Genomic DNA, 20,243 nt, shown 5'->3' on the forward strand with positions numbered 1-20,243 from the left:
CCGAAATGGCCTGCATCATGGCCAGGGCGTCCGAAAACCCCAGCGTTCCATGTTGCAGATCGACCGTCACGGCATGGACGCCACTGTGGCCGACACCCTCGGCAGAATAGGACGAGGCGATCGACAGCCAGCCGTTGATCACGATCTGCGACGCCGCGAGGCGGGTTCGAACCGTATTGGCGCGCATTACCCTGCCCGTCCGTAACTTGGCAGAAGGCTCGCCTTGGCGACAAAGCCACTGGCATCAAGACCAAGGCCTGCGTCCCGTGCGGCGTCAAGGGTTTCAGGCGCGAAAACGGGGCGTTTGCGGTGATCGCCGCTGAGGACGACAAGCGCCTCCACGGGCGTGTCGCCGGTTGCCGTGAGTGTGCGAAAAACCCCAGCCGGGACCGAATAGGTGTCCCATGCGTCCAAAGTGACGGACGCGCCGCCATCGGCATAGTCCAGCCGGGCCTGTCCTTCGTGCATAATCAAGACCATCTTGTCGTCCAGCAGGAACGGTCCGAGGGATTTGCCGGGTTCGATGCGCAGCCATTCGGCAGAGAACCCGTGCGGGTTGGTGATGGTCGCGGCATGGTCGCGGTTTTGCGTCATGCCGAACCCGATGACAGGCGCGATCTGGGCGCCGCCGCTTGGCAGGGCCTGGTCGATGAAACCGGGCCGGAAATCGCGGTCATCGGCGGTGACGATCCGCGACATCATCTCATCGCGCGACACATTGCGCAGGGCGGCGACGTCTTCATCGGGCATGGGCGGGATGCGGCCGCTTTCCGGGGGCACTTCGTCCCCGCGCGATTTGTCGATCAGGCGATTGTCCGAAGAAATGTAAAGGCCGTAATCCGCCGCTTCCCGGATGATCTCGGGGTGGAAAATCACGCCGCCGGTGTTGTCGCCGCCCAGGATAGTGAACAGCCATCCATCGTCGGGCCCTGCATTTGTGAACCCTCGGAAAATCCATGTCGGAACCGAAACGATATCGCCTTTACGGCCGGTAATCTCGTTTTCGCCGTCCGACCCCCACCGGAACGTCCATTCGCCCGCCTGCACGATGAACACCTCAGCGGTGAAGTGAATATGCAGATTGTTCGTTATCCCGTGCGGCATGGCGGCGGCGCCGATGTTGAAGCCGTGCGCCTCTGGCAGGTTCACGACCTGATCGTCGGAGGACGTCACACCGGGGCCGATGATCGAATAGTTTTCCTTCGTGTCCGATCCGGGCTTTTTGCAATCAATGAAAGCCACGGTGCAGGATACGTAGTCGTCCCGCTTGATATGGCGCGCGTCGGCTTTTGCCTGCGTGATGGTGGGGGTCATGTGGTGTCCTTTCTTATCCGAGCCGTTCGCCCGTTTCACGGTCGAACAGATGAATGCGGGCTCCAGTTCTTGGTTTCAGGTGGCAGGGGGAATCGATCTCGGCTTCAAAGTCCGCGTGGCCGCGCGCACAGACCGATGACGGCCCGTTTCGCAGGGTCACCAAGGTGGATTCCCCCGTCAACTCGAGCGCATACAGCTTGCCGCTAATGGCTGCGCCCGTGTCATGGGTGATGTCGAGTTCCTCGGGACGAATGCCCAGAACCACCCCGTCGCGATCCGCCAGGTCAACAGGCAATTCCACGCCGTCGGCGCGAAACAGGCCGCCCGAAATGTGCCCATCGATCAGATTCATCGACGGCGACCCGATAAAGCCGGCGACGAACAAGTCGGCCGGTTCGGCATAGATCTTTTTGGGGGTGTCCAACTGAACGATCCTGCCGTCGCGCATTACGGCGACGCGGCTGGCCAGGGTCATGGCCTCCATCTGGTCATGCGTCACATAGACGGTGGTCACACCCAGCTCGTGGTGCAGATGCTTGAGTTCGGCCCGCATGGTGACACGCAGCTTGGCGTCTAGGTTCGAGAGCGGTTCATCCAGCAGGAAAATGCTTGGCGTGCGCACGATGGCACGTGCAAGGGCGACCCGCTGACGCTGACCGCCGGACAGCTCGGACGGGCGGCGGTCCAGAAGTGCGTCCAGTTCGACCTTTGCAGCCGTTTCCAGAACCCGCGCCTTGCGGTCTGCCAAGTTCATTCCCCGCAGCTTGAGCGGATAGTCGATATTCTGGCGCACGGTCATGTGCGGATAAAGACCGTAGTTCTGGAACACCATCGCGATGTCGCGGTCCTTGGGCGGCTTGTCGTTGACGCGGGCCCCCGCGATCAGGATGTCGCCAGCGGTAATGTCCTCCAGGCCCGCGATCATGCGCATTGTCGTGGTCTTCCCGCACCCCGACGGCCCGAGCAGCACAAGAAATTCGCCCTCATGAATGGTCAGGCTCTGTTTCGGGACGGCAAGAAAACCACCATACCTCTTTTCGATATCGACAAGACGGACTTCGGCCATGATCTTGTTCCTTCTATTTGACCGCGCCGGCCGTCATGCCGCGCGTGAAATGTTTCTGGATGAACAGCGCCATGATGAAGATCGGCACGGTTATCATGACACCGGCCGCCGACATCAGTTCCCACAGGTCCCCGCGTTCGGTGCGGAAGCTGACCAGGCCGACCGGCAGGGTGACGGCATCGCGGCGTGACAGGATCAGGGCGAACAGGAATTCGTTCCAGGTCAGGATGAAGCAGAAGATGGACGAGGTCATGATGCCCGGCGCGGCCATGGGCAACACGATGTCCTTGATGACCCGCAGCCGGGACGCGCCATCAATCATCGCGGCTTCTTCGCTGTCGGTCGGGATTGCGTCGATAAAGCCCTTGATCATCCAGATCACGAAGGGCGTGACGATGGCGAGGTTGACGATGATCAGGGCGAGGCGCGTGTCCAGCATGTCCAGCTGGCGGAACATCAGAAAGAACGGCAAGACGATGACAACCGCCGGGATGAACTGGGTCGACAGGATCAGGAAGAACATGAATTTCCGCGCCTTCACCCGAAACCGCGAAAAGGAATAGGCGGCCAGCGTTGCGCAGGGCACCGCGATGGCCACCGTGACAGTCGCCACGATCACGGAGTTCATGACCATCGAGCCCAGGTTCCACGGGTCCGAGAACACGGTGACGAAGTTCCGAAAGGTCGGCTCGAAGTCCAGCGACAGCGAATAGGCGTCCCGCGGCTGCTTGAAAGCTGTCAGGAACATCCATCCGATCGGAAACAGGACCACGACGGAAATCAGAACCAGAAGGGCGCGTTCGCCCAGATATGCAAGGTTACGCTTCATGCGGTTGCCATCTTTCTTTCGCTCAGCAGCATGCGAACATACCAGATCGAGATGAACATCATGATCGCTGTCAGGATCCACGCGAGGGCAGAGGCATAGCCCATGTCAAACCAGCGGAAGCCGACATTGAAGATGAAATAAGCCAGGGTTTCGGTGGATGTGCCGGGGCCACCGCCCGTCAATGTCACGACCTGGTCAAACATTTTCAGTGCGAAGATCGTTTTCAGAACGGCCATCACAAGGATCACACCTTTCATTTGCGGCAGGATGATTCCGAAAACGATGCGCAGGTTCGACGCGCCATCAATGCGCGCGGCTTCCTCGGTTTCACGCGGGATCGAGGCAAGGCCGCCAAGGCACATGAATGTCATGTAAGGGGTCCAGTGCCAGACATCGGTCAGCACCAGGATCGCCATCGCCAGTTGCGGGTCCGCCAGCCATGGCACGCCTTGCAAGGCGGGAAAGATCGCGCCCAGGCCTTTGGCGAGCACGCCGAATTCCGGGTTGAACATGAACCGGTAGCTGACGCCGATCAGCGCCGGGCTCATGGCGAAAGGCAGGATCAGGATGATGCGCGTGAAGGTGTGCATCGGCCCTTTGCGGCGCAGCAGCAATGCCAGTGCCATCGCCAGGATCACCGTGAGGATCACGCTCGTGATCACGAAGACGAAGGTCACCCAGAGCGAATTCAGGAACTGGCTTTCGCTTGCGGCGTAGACGTAGTTGTCAAAACCGACGAACCCTTCCGGGCGCCGGCTCTTGGTCAGGTCCCAGTCGCGCAACGAGGTTATGAGCGAATGGGCGAGCGGGTAGATCGTCGTCGCCAACACGATGACGAAGGCCGGGATCAACAGCCAGTAGGGCAACAGCCGATCTTTCACGGTGGAAACCTCATCTCGTTTTCGGGAAAGGGCGTGGGCCGGGTCACCGCTGGTGCCCGCCCCCCGCGCGGTCAGCGGATCGCCGCGATTTCTTCGGCAGCCGTGTCCAGCACGGCCTGCACATCCGTCGCTTCACCCGAGGCGAGGCTGGAAATCGCCGTCTCCAGGATCAGGACGATTCGCGGCCAGTTATCCCCGAATTCCACGCCATCCGCGGTCGCCAGCGCATCCGCTGCCGCCTGGTGCATCCCGCCCCAGCGTTCGTTGACCTCGGGATCGGTCAGGTTGGACATGTGAACCGCGACAACCTCGGACAGGTCCGGGTCCATGAGCACGTCACGCTCAAGCGCCGGATCCGTCAGCCAACCCAGGAATTCGGTCGCCGCGTCCTTGTTGTCGGATTCGGATGTGACGCCGAAAATCCACGTGTTCGTGAACGTCGTGCGATCCGCGCCGGCAACCGACGGAAGCGCCGTAAAGCCGACCTGGTCGGGCGTCAGCCTGGATTGCTCCGGGTCGGTCAATTGCGAGCGGACCCACCACCAGACCGGCAGCATGGCGGAATTGCCTTGCTTGAAGCTGTTCACGGCGTCCTGTTCGACAAACACTGCGGAACCGGCGGGCACGATTTCTTCTTCCGTCAGGTAGCTGATATAGGTCTCGGTCGCCGCAACACCGGCATCGGAATTGAAGATCGCGTTGCCGTCCGCATCAAACAGATCGCCACCATTGCCCCAAAGCAGGTTCATCCAGACCATCAGGTTCTGACCGTTGAGCTTGCCATATGGCAATGCAACCCCGGCGGCATCCGTGCTGTCCTGTATGGCCTTGGCCGCTGTCACCATGTCGCCCCATGTTCGGGGTGGCGTGACGCCCGCCTGCGCCAGCAGGTCGGTGCGGTAGAACATCAATTGCACGTGACCACGCACCGGCAAACCGATCAATTCGCCGTTCAGCATACCATGGCGTATGTGTGCGGCCGGAAAATCGCTCAGGTCGGTGCCCTGTGCTTCAATGCCCGGTCCAATCGGCTCCATCAGCATTTGAAGCGAATGAACCCACTGGTCCATCACCGACACGACATCATAGTCGCCGCCCGCCACCATCTCGGTCGTCAAGGCCTCTTTCATATTCGGGAATGGCACGTAATCGTAAACGACGTCGATGCCGGTCGCGTCTTCGAATTCGGCCAGGCGCGCCTCGTGGGCTTCGAACTGGCTGGATTTCACGGCGAGCACGTTGACGGTCTGACCATCGAAGGGCCGACCTTCCATGGCCTCCCATGCATGGGCCTGAGCGCCCCAGAGTGATGCCGCGATCGCAATCGCACTGCTAAGTGTTTTCATGGTCTCCTCCCTTAACATCCGTCACCGATACCGGAGCCACCCCGCTTCGTCAATAATAATATTGATAATCCTGAATGGACGGTTTTTTCCTGACCTGATAAGGTGTGAACGTGATCGACACGGAGTGCTCAGAATGTCCGACCAACTGACACAGGACCTTGAATATGACGTCATCTTCGGGGTCTTCCCGCCGGGTGCGCGAATTATCGAGGACCGCGTCATGGAGATATACGGCGCCAAGCGGCATGCGGTCCGCAACGCCTTCGCAGAGCTGGAAGCACGCGGCCTGCTGGTGCGGCGTCCCAATCGCGGGGTCGAGGTGGTCGATTTCACCCCGGACGAAGTCGACGCGCTGTACGACGTGCGCATCATCCTGGAAACGGCCGCCGCGGAACGCACCGATCTTCCCTGTGATCCGCAAATCGCGGCGCGGCTGAACGACATCGCAAAACGCCATGAAACCGCGGTAAACGAACAGGACTTGCGCGCCGTCTTCTGGCTCAATCAGGAATTTCACGAGGTGCAATATTCATGCTGCGGAAACCCGCGCCTTGCGGAACTGATCAGCAAGCATGCCCGCGCGGCGCAGCCCATTCGGGTCATCAAATACGAAGACCGGGTCCACATGAAGCAGATCGTCAGCCAGCACTACGACATCATCGCAGCTATGCGTGGCACCTCGCAAGATGCGCTTGTCGCGGCGGTTCGCGCCCATTTGCCTGCATCTGCAGAGGCCTACCGAACGCTTTACAACCGCCGGTTCGGAGCAAGAGCCCAACCCGCATGACGCCGCACATGCTCATGGGGAGGGCGTTCGGCGCATGACCGAAAGATGGCAACCTAGTACTACAGTTGCACTTGCGGAAGATCCATGGTTCATCCTTCTCAAGGAATGGGAGGATATGTCATGACTGTTTCGGATTGGGCCGGCTGCATTTCGGATTGGTCGCATGCGCTTGCCGACTTGAAAGAATTCATCGCCCCAGCGTTCAAACGTTCCGAGCAAAGCGGCTCCGCCGGGGTGTTTATCGACGGCCTTTTGTCCGGGGTGGAGCGCAAGACGGGCTGGATGCTTGCGGAAGAGGCGGGGTTGGCGCAGCCCTATCGGATCCAGTCTTTGCTGGGTAGATCATCCTGGTCGGCGGATACGCTCTGCGAGCGGGTTCGGAGCTATGCGATTGAGGCGCTTGGCGATCCGGATGGCGTGCTGGTCGTGGATGAGACCGGGTTCCTGAAAAAGGGGACACATTCCGTCGGCGTTGCACGGCAGTATTCCGGTACCGCTGGACGGATCGAGAATTGCCAGATTGGCGTCTTCGTGAGCTATGCCAGCCGCTGGGGTCATGCGTTGATCGATCGGCGGCTTTATCTTCCCAAAGCCTGGGCAAATGCCCCCGACCGTCGTGCAAAGGCGCATGTGCCGAAAGACGTGGCCTTTGCCACCAAGCCGGCCATGGCCTGCGAAATGATAGCAAACCTGCTGGACGAGGGAACGCCGTGTGCCTTCGTGCTGGCCGATGCGGTCTACGGGTCCGATTCCCGGTTCCGTCGGATGCTGGAGACGCGTGAACAGCCCTATGTCCTGGCTGTGCGTTCGAACCATACACTACGGTTTCTCGACGAGTGGCATCTCGTTCAAACCGACCCTGCCACAATGATCGCAGACCTGCCGCCCATGGATTGGCAGGCGCTCAGTGCGGGTGAAGGTGCCAAGGGACACAGGCTCTATGACTGGGCTCGAGTGCCCCTGAACTATACGGCCGGAGAGGGTTTTTCCCGTTGGTTGCTTGCCCGTCGAAGCCGGCGTGACCCGGAAGCCATCGCGTATTATTTTGCATATGCCCGCACGGATGCGACGCTTCCGGAACTGGCGGCCGCCGCTGGGCTGCGCTGGACCATCGAGGAATGCTTCCTTCGCGCTAAGGATGATCTCGGTCTCGATCACTGTGAGGCGCGCTCCTGGCACGGATGGCATCGACATATGAGTCTGGTGATGGCCGCTGCCGCATTTCTGGCCAGCCTCAGCGCTGATCAGCGCCGCACGGCATTCAGCAAACCGAACAAAACGAGTCCGCGGGCTCAGCCGGAAGCAGCGTGATCTTCAGGCTTCGAAACACCCTGACCACATCAGAAATCCGTCACCTGATCGCCCGCCTCTTGCTGCGACCGGTATTGACCGTCGCCTTCATCTGGAGCTGGTCCCGATGGCGAAGACAGCATCAAGCCATCGCAGCCCTCGCACATCGGAAAGCGCGGCTCAATGTGCAACTGTAGTACTAGACAGGTTCGTGGATGTCGGCAATCAGATGGTCGGACCGGGGGGCCGGGCATCTCGGCCGTGCCCTGTCATGACATATCCTGACCTGTCGAGAGGATGTTTGCGGTGGCCTGCTCCAGCCGCGCCAGGACGGCCTTGCAGACCGGGCTTGGCGCTCTGCCATCGCGCAGGATAACCCCGACCTTGCGGACGGCCAAGGGATCGGCCATCGGCACCGCGATCAGGTCCGCGGCCAGCGACACCGTGGCCAGGCGCGGCAAAAGCGTGACACCCGCCCCCGCGCGCACGAGGGCCAGCAGCGAGATGACGCTGCGGGCCTTGAGCGCCGAGCCTGCGATCAAGCGGCGGCACGCCGCCGCGTCGATCGCCTCTGCGGCATCGTTGCCGATGATGCGCATCCCGGCGAGGTCGGACCAGCACAGCGGCGTCCGCCGTTCGGCCAGGTGATTGTCGGAGCGGCAGACAAGCCGGAACGGATCCTGAAACAATGTCTTGAAACGCAAGTCCGACGCATCTTTCGGGGGCGCCGCGATCCCCAGCTCTACCGTGCCGTCGGCAACAAGGGCGTGCACGCCACCGCTGTCGGTATCGATAAGCTCGACCGTCAACCCCGGCCGCGTATCGAGGAAATCGGTCAACAGATGCGGCAAAAGTTCCGCCGCAACCGACGGCACCGACGCAAGCCGCAGGCGCCCGTGCCGGCCCGCCGCCACCGCTTCGATGCGTTCCAGCGCCTGGTCATGTTCGCGCAGCACGTCCCTTGCGGCTTCGAACACCTCTTCACCGAGCTTGGTCAGGCGGTTCTTGCGGTCGCTCTCGAACAGGGCGGCGCCCAGGTCGGTCTCGAATTGCTTGAGGGTCATCGAGATCGCGGAGGGCGTGCGATGGAGCCGTGTCGCCGCGTCGCGAATATTGCCGCAAGAGGCGACATGCACGAAGACGCGCAGGGGGGCAATTCCGATCATGCGCGGATATTTCAGGTTTGCTGAAATGGATTCAAGTTAAATTCGCTTGATCTTATCCATGCGTCTTCGCAGGCTGCCTTGACCAACGGGAGGATGCGCGTGTCGGAACAGCACATGACCCTGGACGCCATCGAGGACCTGTCGCGCGCGACTCTGCTGCGCGCGGGCGCCTCGGCCGCTCAGGCGGCGCCGGTGGCGCGGTCGACCCGTCTTGCCGAACGCGACGGCATCCGCAGCCATGGCCTGATGTATGTGCCGGTCTATGCCGAGCATCTGCGCTGTGGCAAGGTGCTTGGCGACGCCGCGCCGATCGTCCGGCATCCGCGCCCCGGCGCGGTTCTGGTGGATGCGGCCAATGGCTTTGCCCATGCCGGGATCGATGCGGGCTGGCCCGAATTCACCGCCGCTGCGCGGGATCACGGCCTTGCCGCGCTGGCGCTTTCGCGATCCTACAATTGCGGCGTGCTGGGCCACCATGCCGAGCGCTTGGCCGAGGATGGTCTGGTGGGGTTGTGTTTCACCAATGCGCCCGCGTCGATGGCGCCAACCGGTGGCCACCGACCAGTGATCGGAACCAACCCGTTTGCGCTGGCCGTGCCGGACGGGGCGGGGGGTGCGCGGCTGGTCATCGACCAATCCGCCAGCGCCATCGCCAAGTCCGAAATCGTGCTGCGCGCCCGTCAGGGAGAGCCGATCGAGCCGGGCTGGGCGCTTGATGCTGACGGCAACGCGACGACGCAGGCGCAGGCCGCGCTCGCGGGGTCGATGTGCCCTGCCGGCGGCCAGAAGGGATTCGGCGCAGGGCTGATGGCCGAGATTTTCGCGGCCGCGCTTTCCGGGGCCAATCTCGGGCTTGATGCCAGCCCCTTCTCGGGGCCCAAGGGCGGACCGCCGGGTACGGGGCAATTCTTTATCGCCGTGGACCCGACAGCCTTTGCCGGCGATGCCTTCGGCCCTGCCATGGCGCGGTTGGCCGAGAGTATTTCCGAACAGGAGGGCGCCCGGCTGCCGGGCGCGCGCCGTGCCGCCAATCGCGCCCGCACCGAGGCCGAGGGTGTTTCGGTGCCACAAGACTTGCTGGACAGGATCGCCGCCGCCTGAACCACCTGAAACCCGGAAGGACGCGCATGACCGAAGAGACCCGCAAGACCCGTCCGCTGTCGCGTGTTCCGCATTTGCGCAGCCATGCGCGGGCCGGCCGTGTGATGGTCATCCTGCCCACCGCTGGACCGGACGACCACGTTGCTTTTGGCCCGCGTGGCGAGGGCCGCTATACCGACATCTTCACGGGAGATTCCGCATGACCGCGCCCCGCATCGACGCGCTGCAATATGCCAACTGGTCCGAGAAGATCTTTCGCCAGATGCGCCTGGGCAATGTCGATGCGGTGCATGTCACGATCACCTATCACGAGAATTTTCGTGAAACAGTGCGCAATATCGAGACGTGGAACCGTTGGTTCGAGCAATACCCCGAGCGCATCTTCCAGGGCTTCACCGTCGATGACATAGCGCTTGCACAGCGCAGCGGGCGCACGGCGATCTTTTTCGGGGCGCAGAACCCGTCTTGCATGGAGGACGATATCGGGCTGGTGGAGGTGTTGCACCGCCTTGGCCTGCGTTTCATGCAGCTCAGCTACAACAACCAGTCGTTGCTGGCGACGGGCTGCTACGAGGCGGAGGATACCGGGCTGACGCGCATGGGCCGCGAGGTCGTGGCCGAGATGAACCGGGTGGGGATGGTGGTGGACATGAGCCATTCCGGCGAACGCTCCACGCTCGATGCGATCGAGCAGTCAACCCGGCCCATCGCCATCACGCATGCCAACCCGTCCGAATGGCACCCGGCCCGGCGCAATGTCTCCGGGCGCGTGCTTGACGCGCTGTCACAAAGCGGCGGGATGCTGGGCTTTTCGCTTTATCCGCATCACCTGCGCGGCGGCAGCGACTGCACGCTCGGCGACTTTTGCGAAATGGTCGCGCGAACCGCTGCGCGCGTGGGCGTGGACCGTGTTGGTATCGGGTCGGACCTGTGCCAGGATCAACCTGACAGCGTGGTGGACTGGATGCGCGCGGGCCGCTGGACCAAGGCACGGGACTACGGCGAAGGGAGTGCCGACAGTCCGGGCTTTCCGCCCATGCCGGACTGGTTCCGCGACAACCGCGATTTCGAGACGATCGCGCAGGGTCTGCGTGCCGCGGGGCTGGGCGATGCGGAAGTCGCTGGCATCATGGGCGGCAACTGGGCGCGGTTCTTCGCCGAGAGCTTTGGCGCCGTCGGGTCCGGCCAGAGAGAGGCCGCGCAGTGAGCTGCGAAAGCCGGACACCGATGCCTCGGGCGGCGGATTTCCGGCGGTCTCCGGCAGAGGTCATGCGTCTGGCGCGCATGGGATGCAGCCACCCGACGCGCCTGTCCTTCCTGCGCCAACTGCTGCGCCGGATCGAGACCGAGGGCTGGGTGTTCGACCGCCCCCTATGGGACATGGATGCATGTGGCGTCGGGCGTGCGGTCTACCGCATGACCACGCCGGACGGGGCGCTCAGCCTTGTCGCCTTTGCCCATGACCTGCCCGCCGATCAGCGGTCCGATCGGGTGATCGCCACCGCGTGGGACGCGACATTCGCGCTGTTTGACGGGACGCCGGACGCGGATGACCTGGAGCGTCTGCAAGCCAATGTGCCCCTGCAAGAGGCCGGGCGCGTGACGCCGCGCGAGCTGTCGCTCAGCCGGGCCAATCGGTCGGTGCGGATCTTCGATCACGTGCTCGAACGGCTTGCAGCGGGGCAGCAGCCGGACGAACGGATGCTGCGCGAGACCGGCTATCTCATGCGGACCACGGCCGTTTACGGCTCGGGCAAGTTCGGCGCAGCGGACCACGCCATGATCGCCGGGCGGCCGGGGCTGTCGGCGCCATTCCAGGCGGAAATGCTGTCGGTCTGGCTGACGCGCGCCTTCACGGTCGATCTGGTCGAACACATGGCCCGGGCGCGCGGCGGGGAGCGCGCGGTGCGCCTGCGCCCCGATCTGCGGCGCGGCCTTGGCGTGGGCAATTCCACGGGTCTTGGTATGGCGCCTTTCCTTGTCTGGCATCCGGTGCTGCTGAACAACTGGATGATGGCACGTGAAGAGGCGCTGGCGCGCGTGCGGGCGCAGCACGCCGCCAGCCAATCCGCGGTCGACGGTTTTCGTGCAGCGCTCGAGGCGGCACGGGTGAATGCGTCCGACTGGCAGAGTGATCATCCTGTCCAGCAGGCAAAGCTGTCGGATTTGCGCGATGGGCTGGCGCGGCTGGACCGCTTTGCAGCCAGCGAATGGGACAGCAGCGCCGCCAATCCCTGGAACACAGTCTGGGACTGGGGGCAGGCGGCCTTGCCGCTCGAGGCGCAGGAGGCTCTTCTTGCGGCGATGCTGGAGCCGCACGGCGATCTGATCGACGGGTTGGGGGGCTGCATGCGGGCTGACGAAGAGACCTGTTTCGGGATTGATGGCGCGATGACGACCGCGGAGTTGAGAGCCCTGCTGGAAACGCACTATGGCTGGGCGCTTGGCATCGATTACGTCGCGCCGCGCAATTGCGCGCGCTTTTGGTACATATCCGAGGAAAAGCTCGAGCCGCGGCTTGGGGAACGTTTTGATGAGCCCGGTGCCAGCCGCGAATTGCCGCTTGATACCGGGCGGCAGGCGGCGGCGCTCTGGGAGGCATTGCGGGACGCGCCGGATGACACGCCGGTGGCGCGGCTGCTGCTTGCGCATCCGGACCATCGTCTGATGGTCCGCCGGGTTCAGACGACCAAGCGCCACCCGTTTGCGGAAATCCGCGACAACCTGATTGCCGCAGACATGCTGCCCATCGACCTGTTGCGCTGCAAGCTTGCCTTTTTCGGCGCGACGCGCTTCGATCCGCGCTCGGATCGCTGGGTGCGGATCAGTCTCTTTCAGGGGGCGATCTATCCCGATGACCTTGCCGCGGGAGCGGCGGCTTGATGATGCCCGCCATCGAGCCGACCGGCGGATTATCCGCCGCGTGTGGCGCATCTGACGCAGGGGCGCAATCCGCAGCGCAGGTCCGGCTGTCGCTGTCGGAGATCAATGCGCTGTGCTTCAAGGCGGCCCGCGGGTCCGGGTTGAGCTGGGGCGAGGCTGAAGAGGCAGGATGGGCCAGTGCCTGGCTGTCGCGCGCCGGGTTCGCCGGGCCGCGCATCCTGTTGCAACGGCTTCAGCATGCCAGTCGGCTGGAATATCCGCAGATTGCGGCCGGACGCTGGCGGTCGCCGGAAGGTCCGCTTTGCCCGCTGCGCAGCGGCATGGCGCTGGCCGATCATGCGGGACTTGCCGACGGTCCGGGAGACGCAGCCTTTTGCATGGAGGCGGTGTGTCATCCGCTCCTTGTCTTGCCCTTCGCGGCGCGTGTTGCCCGACATCGCGTCCAGCCTCTTCGGATCGGCTGGACGGGGGCTGGCGTCACGGTCTGGGCCGACCAGGCATTTCCCGATGCCGAACCGGTCCGTGATCACGCCGAAAAACCGGTCGATCTGGGGCTGGAGTTCGCTCCGGGCTTGAGATTGCGGGCGCCCGACCTATTTCGGACCACCGGGTCTGTTGGTCCGGATGACTGGGCTGCGCTCAGTGCCCTTTCGATGCGCGTCACCGTCCCGCCGTCTGAATTGTCAAGGGCGGGTGCCGGCGCCACAAGGGGTGACAATGACTGACCAAGACGATACTCACATGTGACCTACGAAACCACTCACAGGAAAAAATGATGAAGAAACTTACACTTGCACTGACTTTTGGCGCCCTGGCCGCGCCTGCGATCGCCCAGGCCGATTGTGGCAAGGTGTCGATCTCCGAGATGGATTGGGCGTCTGCCCAGATCATCACGCGCACCTCTGCGTTCCTGATGGAACAAGGCTATGGCTGCGACGTCGATATCATACCGTCGGCAACAACCACCGCTGTCGCATCGCTGGCCGAGAATGGCGAGCCTGACATCGTGACAGAGCTGTGGGAGAACTCCACGGGCGACGCGTTCGCCAAACTTCTCGAGTCCGGTGTGATCACGCCGTTGACAGACGTGATCACACCCGGTGCCGTCGAAGGCTGGTGGGTGCCCACGTCGCTGATCGAGGAACACCCCGAAGTGGCCACCATCGAAGGCATCCTTGCCAACCCGGAACTGGTTGACGGACGCTTCAACAATTGCCCGGACGGCTGGGGATGCCGGATTGTCAGTGACAACCTGATCGAAGCGCTGAACATGCGCGACACGATGGATATCTTTGACCATGGCTCGGGCGAAACGCTGGGCGCGTCGCTGGCATCCGCGGTTGAAAACGACGAGCCGTGGCTGGGCTACTACTGGGGTCCGACAGCCGTTTTGGGCAAGTACGACATGACCCGGATCGACCTTGGTGAGGTGGATACGGAGATCCACACCGCCAACCAGAACGCTGACAACGAAAACCCCGCCGTGTCCGACTTTCCGGTGGGTACGGTTCTGACCGTGGCGACCAGTGACCTGGCCGAGCGCGAGCCGGAGATTGTCGAACTGATGTCGAACGTCTCGTTCGAGGTCGACACGCTGAACATGCTGCTGGCCTGGTCGGACGAGAACGGCGCCTCTTCCGAGGAAGCGGCCGTATATTTCCTGACCAACTATGCCGACACCTGGTCGGATTGGGTCAGCGATGCGGCGCGCGAAGAACTCGCAGCCTTTATCGAGTGATTGACACTTGGCAGAGCCTGCCAAGGTTCTGCCAGACGCCCCGCCGGGTCCTGACTCGGCGGGGCATATTATTCAATAATGCCCGCCAAGAACGGGCGACAGGATCTGGACAGGGAAAGCTGTTATGGCGGCATATGATTTCATATTCGAATGGCTCGGGTTGCAGGATTGGTGCGATGCCGGCGGTACGGGTGACAGCGGGCCAGTCTCCATGGCCGATCTGTTGGCCAAGGGCGGTAAAGGCGAGGAGCCATCCATCTGGAACCTGCCGTTTCCATCGCTGAACACGCTGAGTGATTCCTGTGGGCGGATCGCCCAATCCAGCGATGTGACGCAGGCGGTCGAGGACGGTTTCCTGGGCATCAAGGATTCGCTTCAGATCGTGCTGGATCCGATCACGCAGCCTCTGAGCTGGATGTTGCGCAACGCGTTGGCCTTGTTCGAGGTGACACCCTGGTTCATCATGATTCCACTGCTGCTGGCCGTGGTCTACGTGGCATCAAAATCGTTCAAGCTGGTGGGATTCGTGGCCGCCTGTTTCGGTTTTCTGGCCCTGATCGACCATTATGACCCCGCGATGCAGACGCTTGCGATCATCTTTGTCTGTGCTTTCCTGTGCGTCTTGTTAGGGGTGCCCATCGGCATTGCGATGTCCCGCAGCGACACGATGCGACGTCTGACCATCCCGGTTCTGGACATGCTCCAGACATTGCCACCCTTCGTCTACCTGATCCCGCTGATCTTCCTGTTCTCGGTGACCGAGCCGAAGCTCTATGGCGTCGCCATCATCCTTTACGCCATCGTCCCGGTTATTCGCCTGACGGACCTCGGGATTCGACTGGTCGACAAGGAGGTGATCGAAGCGGCAGATTCCTTTGGCATGACGAACCGGCAAAAGCTCTTTGGCGTTCAGATCCCTTTGGCGTTGCCGAACATCATGGCCGGGGTAAACCAGACCATCATGATGAGCCTCGCCATGGTCGTCATTGCCTCGCTGGTCTCTGCACCGGGTCTTGGTGTGCTCGTTCTGCGCGGTATTCGTAACCTTGAACTGGGTGTCGGTCTGATTTCCGGGCTTGGCATCGTGCTTCTTGCAATCATCCTGGACCGCGTGACCAAGGCCGCCCTTGACCGTGTCAATGCCGCCAGTGCGGCGCAGAACAACTCATGACGGGAACCGCACCGATGGCAAACAACGTCAAGCTTTCTATCCGCAACCTTTACAAGATTTTCGGCCCCGACCCGCAACGCGCTCTCGAGCGCGTGCGCGCGGGCATGGACAAGACGGAGTTGTGGGAAAAGCACAACCACGTGCTGGGCTTGCAGAACATCAACGTCGACATGCAGGATGGCGAGATAACCGTCATCATGGGGCTGTCGGGGTCGGGCAAATCGACGCTCATCCGGCATCTCAATCGCCTTATCGAGCCGACTGCGGGCCAGATCCTGCTCGATGGCGAGGATGTGCTTGCCTATGATGAGCGGGCTTTACGGCAATTGCGGCGCGAGCAGATGTCGATGGTGTTCCAGCATTTCGCGCTCTTGCCGCACCGCACGGTACTGGAGAACACCGGAATGGCCCGCGCCGTGCGCGGTGAAACCCGATCGGACTACCAGGACGACGCGCACAAGTGGCTTGATCGTGTCGGGCTGGGCGGCCAGGGCGGTCAGTATCCGCATCAGCTTTCTGGCGGGATGCAGCAGCGCGTCGGCATTTCGCGGGCGCTGGCGTCCAACTCGCCCATCATGCTGATGGACGAGGCGTTCTCTGCGCTGGATCCTCTGATCCGGACAGACATGCAGGACTTGCTGCTCGAATTGCAGGCGGAATTGCAAAAGACGGTGGTCTTCATCAGTCACGACCTCGACGAGGCGCTCAAGCTCGCCGACCATCTTGTCATTCTGAAGGATGGCTACGTCGTTCAGCAGGGTGAGCCGCAGGAAATTCTGCTGCATCCCAACGATCCCTATATCGTGGATTTCATCAGCGACATCAATCGTGCACGGGTTTTGCGCGTGCGCTCTGTCATGACAAAGTCCGTGGATGGCGCGGGGCCGTTCGCCGGAGACGTCGGACCAGATGATACGCTGGAATCGCTGATTGCCCTTTCGGGCGGGGATACCGCCTTGAGCTACCGGGTCATGCGCGACGGACGTCAAGTTGGCGTGCTGAACATGCAGGATCTTGTGCGGGCGCTTGTTCCAACCAGCGCCGCCGATGACGGGATGCGGGCGCGCGCGGTCTGACGCAGGGGGCGCAAGCCCCCCGGCCTATCCCGCGCGGGATAAGGACATGTGCATCCTCGGCCGGGCTGGTTGTTCCGACATCCGCCCGGCACGTGATCCCCTCGGAAACACCTGCCCGGGGAGGCTGAAAAGACCTGTCATTCGCAGCGCGACCCCTGCCCGATGGGGTCGCCTGACGCTCTCGTCTGGGACGCGACAGCGATGGGTCCGTGCGATCCGGCGGACGTGCCGCGCGGGTCTGTTCCTGACGGTATGGAGGTCTTGCCGGCTCAGAACGGGGGAGCGGCGCGCTCGGTGACCAACTGCCGCGCGGTGACCCTTTCGCGGTGGATCATATAAAGCCCCGCGCCAATGATGATGGCGATGCCGGTCAGGGCCAGCGCGTTGGGGAAGTCGCGGAACACCAGATACCCCAGCAAGGCCGCGACCGGCAATTCCAGGTATTGCAAAGGTGCCAGGGTGGCCGAGGGGGCAAAGGACAGCGCATAGGTCATCATCATATGGCTCAGCGTGGCGAAAAAACCGACCGCCAGCAGCAAGACCCACACGAAGCCTTCGGGCCAGACCGGGTCCAGCAGATCCGATCCGGTGCCCTCGGCCAGCAGCATTCCGGGCAGGCACAGCAGGCTGGCGATCAGGCCGGTGTGGAACTGCAAGGTCACCGGATGCATCCGCCGTGACAGCCCGCGTGTCACGAGAATGTAGGACGCGAACCCCACCGCGGTGCCCAATGGAAACAGCGCCACCGCGCCGAAGGCCGCGAAACTGGGCTGGATCACGAACAAGACCCCAGCAAAGCCCACCACCGCCGCCCCCACGCGGCGCGGGCCGACATCTTCGCCCAAGTAGAATTTGCCCACCAGCAGCACTATGAACGGGGCCACGAACACGATCGCCAGCGCATCGGCCAGAGGCATGACGCGGATCGCGGCAATGAAACAAAAGGTCGAGATCAACAGCAAGGCCGCACGGCACAGCAGAGCCAGCCAGTGCTCCCGCGCAACCCTCAGCGATAGCCCCATGGCCCAGACAAAGGGGGCCATCAGCGCGCATTGCACGACAAAGCGTGCGGTTGTGATCTGTCCCACGGGAATGGTGTCCGACGCCAGCTTGGCCGCCACATCGAGCATGGGGGCGGTCACGCAAAACCCAAGCATCAGAACGACACCGGCAAGGATGCGATCGGTGGGTGGGGAGATTGAGGTCGTGGTCTGCATGGTCCTGCCATAGGGTGTCACAACGCGTGCGTCCATGCCAAACCGGTGTTCTGCGGGCGCACTGTCCGAAGGGCCAGCATCGGGGCGGCTGGTTGACCGCCACGACGCCCGGGGAAAAACCGCGATTCAAGCGCATATTCCGTCGTCGGCAAACGCGAAAGGAAAGCCGCCTGGCGAAAGACTGGTCAGCCGTGCATGCCACAAAGGAGGCCAGCGGTCAGGGCCGATCTGGCACCTGATCTCTTGCCAAAGACGCGGACCGCCCATCGCCCGATACCGACAGCACGCGGCGTGGTCTGCGAATTTCCTTCCTCATCATTCAGCAGATACTTGACCTCCCTGCGCGCATGAAATACCAGACACCACGCTGCGCGGGCGTTGTGTAATGGTAAGACCTCAGCCTTCCAAGCTGATGATACGGGTTCGATTCCCGTCGCCCGCTCCAACATCCCCGACATCGCGGACCTTGTGCGCTGCCCGTCTTGGCGCGGCAAATGGTAATTTCCGCAGGCTTCGGCTTGACCAATACCGGCGGGCCAATGTTTAAGCGTGTTCAACTGAAAACGGGACCCTGATGGCGGACGCAACACAAATACCGAACAAGAAAGACGACCGCGAAAAATCCAAGAAGATTGGATCGCTTGCCGCGCTTTGGCCATTTGTTGCGCCCTACCGGCTGCTGATGTTCGCGGCGCTTTTCGTGCTGACGGCAACGGCTGGCGTATCGCTTATCCTGCCGATGGCCGTGCGCCGGGTGGTGGATAATTTCAACACGTCGGATGGGGCGTTGCTGGATCGGTATTTCGGCGCCGCCCTGGCCATTGCCGGCTTGCTCGCGGTCGGCACCGCGTTGCGCTATGCGCTTGTCACGCGGCTTGGCGAACGGGTGGTGGCCGATATCCGCATGGCGGTGTTCGCGCGTGTTGTCGGACTGAGCCCGACCTTTTACGAGCGGGTCATGACCGGCGAGGTTCTGAGCCGGATCACCACGGACACCACGCTGATCCTGAGCGTGATCGGGTCGTCCATTTCCATCGCACTGCGCAATGCGCTCCTGTTTGTCGGCGGCATGATCCTGATGTTGTTCACCTCGGCCAAGCTGACGGGAATGGTTCTGTTAATCGTGCCTGCTGTGGTGATTCCGATCCTTGTACTGGGGCGCAAGATGCGCAAGCTGAGCCGCGAGAACCAGGATTGGATCGCGGCGTCCTCGGGCAATGCCTCCGAAACGCTTTTGTCGGTTCAGACGGTGCAGGCGTTCACGCATGAGACCATTTCAAAGCAGGCGTTTGCGGATGTGACGGAAAAGAGCTTTGACGCGGCGCGGCGGCGGATCTGGACCCGGGCGCAGATGACGGCAATCGTCATTTTCCTCGTGTTCACCGGCATCGTCGGCGTGTTGTGGATCGGCGCGACGGATGTTCGAAGTGGCTCGATGAGTGCGGGTGCGCTGGTGCAATTCGTTATCTATTCGGTGATGGTGGCGGGTTCTGTTGCGGCCCTGTCCGAGATTTTCGGTGAATTGCAGCGCGCGGCCGGTGCGACGGAACGGCTGGTCGAATTGCTGCATGCCGAGGACACGGTGAATGACCCGGACACGCCGCTGACCCTGACCGAGCCGGTGCGCGGCGAGATCACCTTCGAGGATGTGCATTTCGCCTATCCGAGCCGACCGGGCGTTGCGGCGCTGGACGGTGTGAACCTGCGGATCGAGCCCGGGGAAACAGTGGCGGTTGTCGGGCCGAGCGGTGCAGGCAAGACAACCATCATTCAATTGATCCAGCGGTTTTATGACCCGGACTCGGGTGCTGTTTGCCTTGACGGCGTGCGGATTGACGCGCTGAACCGCGATACCTTCCGCAAGCATATCGCGCTTGTGCCGCAGGACCCGGTGATCTTTGCCGCCTCGGCGCGCGACAATATCCGGTTTGGCCGGCCCGATGCGAGCGATGAAGAGATCGAGAGTGCCGCTAAGGCGGCGGCGGCGCATGAGTTTATCGCGGCGCTGCCCGAGGGGTATGGCAGTTGGTTGGGCGAACGTGGTGTGATGCTGTCGGGAGGCCAGAAGCAGCGGATCGCCATTGCGCGTGCCATTCTGCGCGATGCGCCGGTATTGCTGCTCGATGAAGCGACAAGCGCCCTGGACGCGGAAAGCGAACGCGCGGTGCAGCATGCCGTGGATGACCTGTCAGAGGGGCGCACCACGGTGATCGTGGCGCACCGGCTGGCCACGGTGAAGAAGGCCGACCGGATCATCGTCATGGATCAGGGCCATGTGGTTGCCACCGGGGCGCATGACGCCCTGGTGTCGGAGGACGGGCTTTATGCGCGTCTGGCGCGGTTGCAGTTCACCGATGGTATGGCGGCGGAATAGGCTC

The 20,243-nt window shown here is 62.5% G+C and carries 18 protein-coding genes, 1 tRNA gene and 1 pseudogene; 12 read left to right on the plus strand and 8 right to left on the minus strand.

What is annotated here, in order from left to right; translation table 11 throughout:
• The 6 genes and pseudogenes from LCF59_RS03040 to LCF59_RS03065 all read right to left on the minus strand — a co-directional run.
• Positions 1-187: pseudogene (locus tag LCF59_RS03040) on the minus strand (2,4-dihydroxyhept-2-ene-1,7-dioic acid aldolase); the annotation flags it as partial.
• Complete coding sequence (locus tag LCF59_RS03045; RefSeq protein WP_292285471.1) at positions 187-1,314, minus strand: hypothetical protein; 1,128 nt, start codon at positions 1,312-1,314, stop codon at positions 187-189. The pseudogene LCF59_RS03040 and the gene LCF59_RS03045, both read right to left, overlap by 1 nt.
• A gap of 13 nt (positions 1,315-1,327) precedes the next feature.
• The gene (locus LCF59_RS03050) at positions 1,328-2,380 is read right to left on the minus strand and encodes an ABC transporter ATP-binding protein (RefSeq protein ID WP_292285473.1); all 1,053 of its coding nucleotides are present in this window, start codon (positions 2,378-2,380) and stop codon (positions 1,328-1,330) included.
• 13 nt (positions 2,381-2,393) lie between these two features.
• Positions 2,394-3,209: a carbohydrate ABC transporter permease gene (locus LCF59_RS03055; RefSeq protein WP_292285475.1), complete on the minus strand. Its 816-nt coding sequence runs from the start codon at positions 3,207-3,209 to the stop codon at positions 2,394-2,396.
• Positions 3,206-4,090 (minus strand): carbohydrate ABC transporter permease, encoded by an 885-nt coding sequence (locus tag LCF59_RS03060; RefSeq protein WP_292285478.1) that lies wholly within the window; start codon positions 4,088-4,090, stop codon positions 3,206-3,208. The genes LCF59_RS03055 and LCF59_RS03060 overlap by 4 nt, the downstream gene beginning before the upstream one ends.
• 71 nt (positions 4,091-4,161) lie before the next feature.
• On the minus strand, positions 4,162-5,436 hold the full coding sequence (locus tag LCF59_RS03065) for an ABC transporter substrate-binding protein (protein ID WP_292285480.1): 1,275 nt from the start codon (positions 5,434-5,436) through the stop codon (positions 4,162-4,164).
• A gap of 133 nt (positions 5,437-5,569) precedes the next feature.
• On the opposite strand from LCF59_RS03065, the gene LCF59_RS03070 reads away from it, so the two are divergent.
• Both LCF59_RS03070 and LCF59_RS03075 read left to right on the plus strand, forming a co-directional pair.
• Entirely contained in the window at positions 5,570-6,223 is a 654-nt protein-coding gene (locus LCF59_RS03070) for a GntR family transcriptional regulator (RefSeq protein ID WP_292285481.1), read from the plus strand.
• Positions 6,224-6,343: 120 nt separating this feature from the next.
• Positions 6,344-7,534: an IS701 family transposase gene (locus LCF59_RS03075; RefSeq protein ID WP_292285483.1), complete on the plus strand. Its 1,191-nt coding sequence runs from the start codon at positions 6,344-6,346 to the stop codon at positions 7,532-7,534.
• A 248-nt stretch (positions 7,535-7,782) separates the two neighbouring features.
• On the opposite strand, the gene LCF59_RS03080 is transcribed toward LCF59_RS03075, so the two are convergent.
• Complete coding sequence (locus LCF59_RS03080; RefSeq protein ID WP_292285485.1) at positions 7,783-8,679, minus strand: LysR family transcriptional regulator; 897 nt, start codon at positions 8,677-8,679, stop codon at positions 7,783-7,785.
• A gap of 114 nt (positions 8,680-8,793) precedes the next feature.
• Here LCF59_RS03080 and LCF59_RS03085 point away from each other — a divergent pair, with 114 nt between their 5' ends.
• The 8 genes from LCF59_RS03085 (at position 8,794) to LCF59_RS03120 (ending at position 16,648) form a co-directional block, all read left to right on the plus strand.
• The gene (locus LCF59_RS03085) at positions 8,794-9,780 is read left to right on the plus strand and encodes an Ldh family oxidoreductase (RefSeq protein WP_292285487.1); all 987 of its coding nucleotides are present in this window, start codon (positions 8,794-8,796) and stop codon (positions 9,778-9,780) included.
• 26 nt (positions 9,781-9,806) lie between these two features.
• Positions 9,807-9,983 (plus strand): hypothetical protein, encoded by a 177-nt coding sequence (locus LCF59_RS03090; RefSeq protein ID WP_292285489.1) that lies wholly within the window; start codon positions 9,807-9,809, stop codon positions 9,981-9,983.
• Positions 9,980-10,987, plus strand: coding sequence for a membrane dipeptidase (locus tag LCF59_RS03095; RefSeq protein ID WP_292285491.1), 1,008 nt, complete (start codon positions 9,980-9,982; stop codon positions 10,985-10,987). The genes LCF59_RS03090 and LCF59_RS03095 overlap by 4 nt, the downstream gene beginning before the upstream one ends.
• A gap of 20 nt (positions 10,988-11,007) precedes the next feature.
• Positions 11,008-12,663, plus strand: a complete 1,656-nt coding sequence (locus tag LCF59_RS03100) for a hypothetical protein (RefSeq protein WP_292285925.1) — start codon at positions 11,008-11,010, stop codon at positions 12,661-12,663.
• Complete coding sequence (locus tag LCF59_RS03105) at positions 12,663-13,388, plus strand: DUF3726 domain-containing protein (protein WP_292285926.1); 726 nt, start codon at positions 12,663-12,665, stop codon at positions 13,386-13,388. The genes LCF59_RS03100 and LCF59_RS03105 overlap by 1 nt, the downstream gene beginning before the upstream one ends.
• 50 nt (positions 13,389-13,438) lie before the next feature.
• Entirely contained in the window at positions 13,439-14,401 is a 963-nt protein-coding gene (locus tag LCF59_RS03110; RefSeq protein ID WP_292285493.1) for an ABC transporter substrate-binding protein, read from the plus strand.
• 124 nt (positions 14,402-14,525) lie between these two features.
• Positions 14,526-15,572 (plus strand): proline/glycine betaine ABC transporter permease, encoded by a 1,047-nt coding sequence (locus tag LCF59_RS03115; RefSeq protein WP_292285494.1) that lies wholly within the window; start codon positions 14,526-14,528, stop codon positions 15,570-15,572.
• Between the two features lie 14 nt (positions 15,573-15,586).
• A complete protein-coding gene (locus LCF59_RS03120) occupies positions 15,587-16,648 on the plus strand; it encodes a glycine betaine/L-proline ABC transporter ATP-binding protein (RefSeq protein WP_292285496.1) in 1,062 nt (353 codons plus the stop codon).
• Between the two features lie 269 nt (positions 16,649-16,917).
• Here LCF59_RS03120 and LCF59_RS03125 read toward each other — a convergent pair whose 3' ends face one another.
• Complete coding sequence (locus LCF59_RS03125) at positions 16,918-17,865, minus strand: DMT family transporter (protein ID WP_292285929.1); 948 nt, start codon at positions 17,863-17,865, stop codon at positions 16,918-16,920.
• A gap of 371 nt (positions 17,866-18,236) precedes the next feature.
• Here LCF59_RS03125 and LCF59_RS03130 point away from each other — a divergent pair.
• Together LCF59_RS03130 and LCF59_RS03135 are read left to right on the plus strand one after the other, a co-directional pair.
• Positions 18,237-18,310, plus strand: a tRNA-Gly gene (locus LCF59_RS03130).
• 129 nt (positions 18,311-18,439) lie between these two features.
• Positions 18,440-20,239: an ABC transporter transmembrane domain-containing protein gene (locus tag LCF59_RS03135; protein ID WP_292285498.1), complete on the plus strand. Its 1,800-nt coding sequence runs from the start codon at positions 18,440-18,442 to the stop codon at positions 20,237-20,239.
• Positions 20,240-20,243 lie beyond the last annotated feature (4 nt).

The organism is Marivita sp. (assembly GCF_020055675.1).
In the GTDB taxonomy this organism is placed as follows: domain Bacteria; phylum Pseudomonadota; class Alphaproteobacteria; order Rhodobacterales; family Rhodobacteraceae; genus Marivita.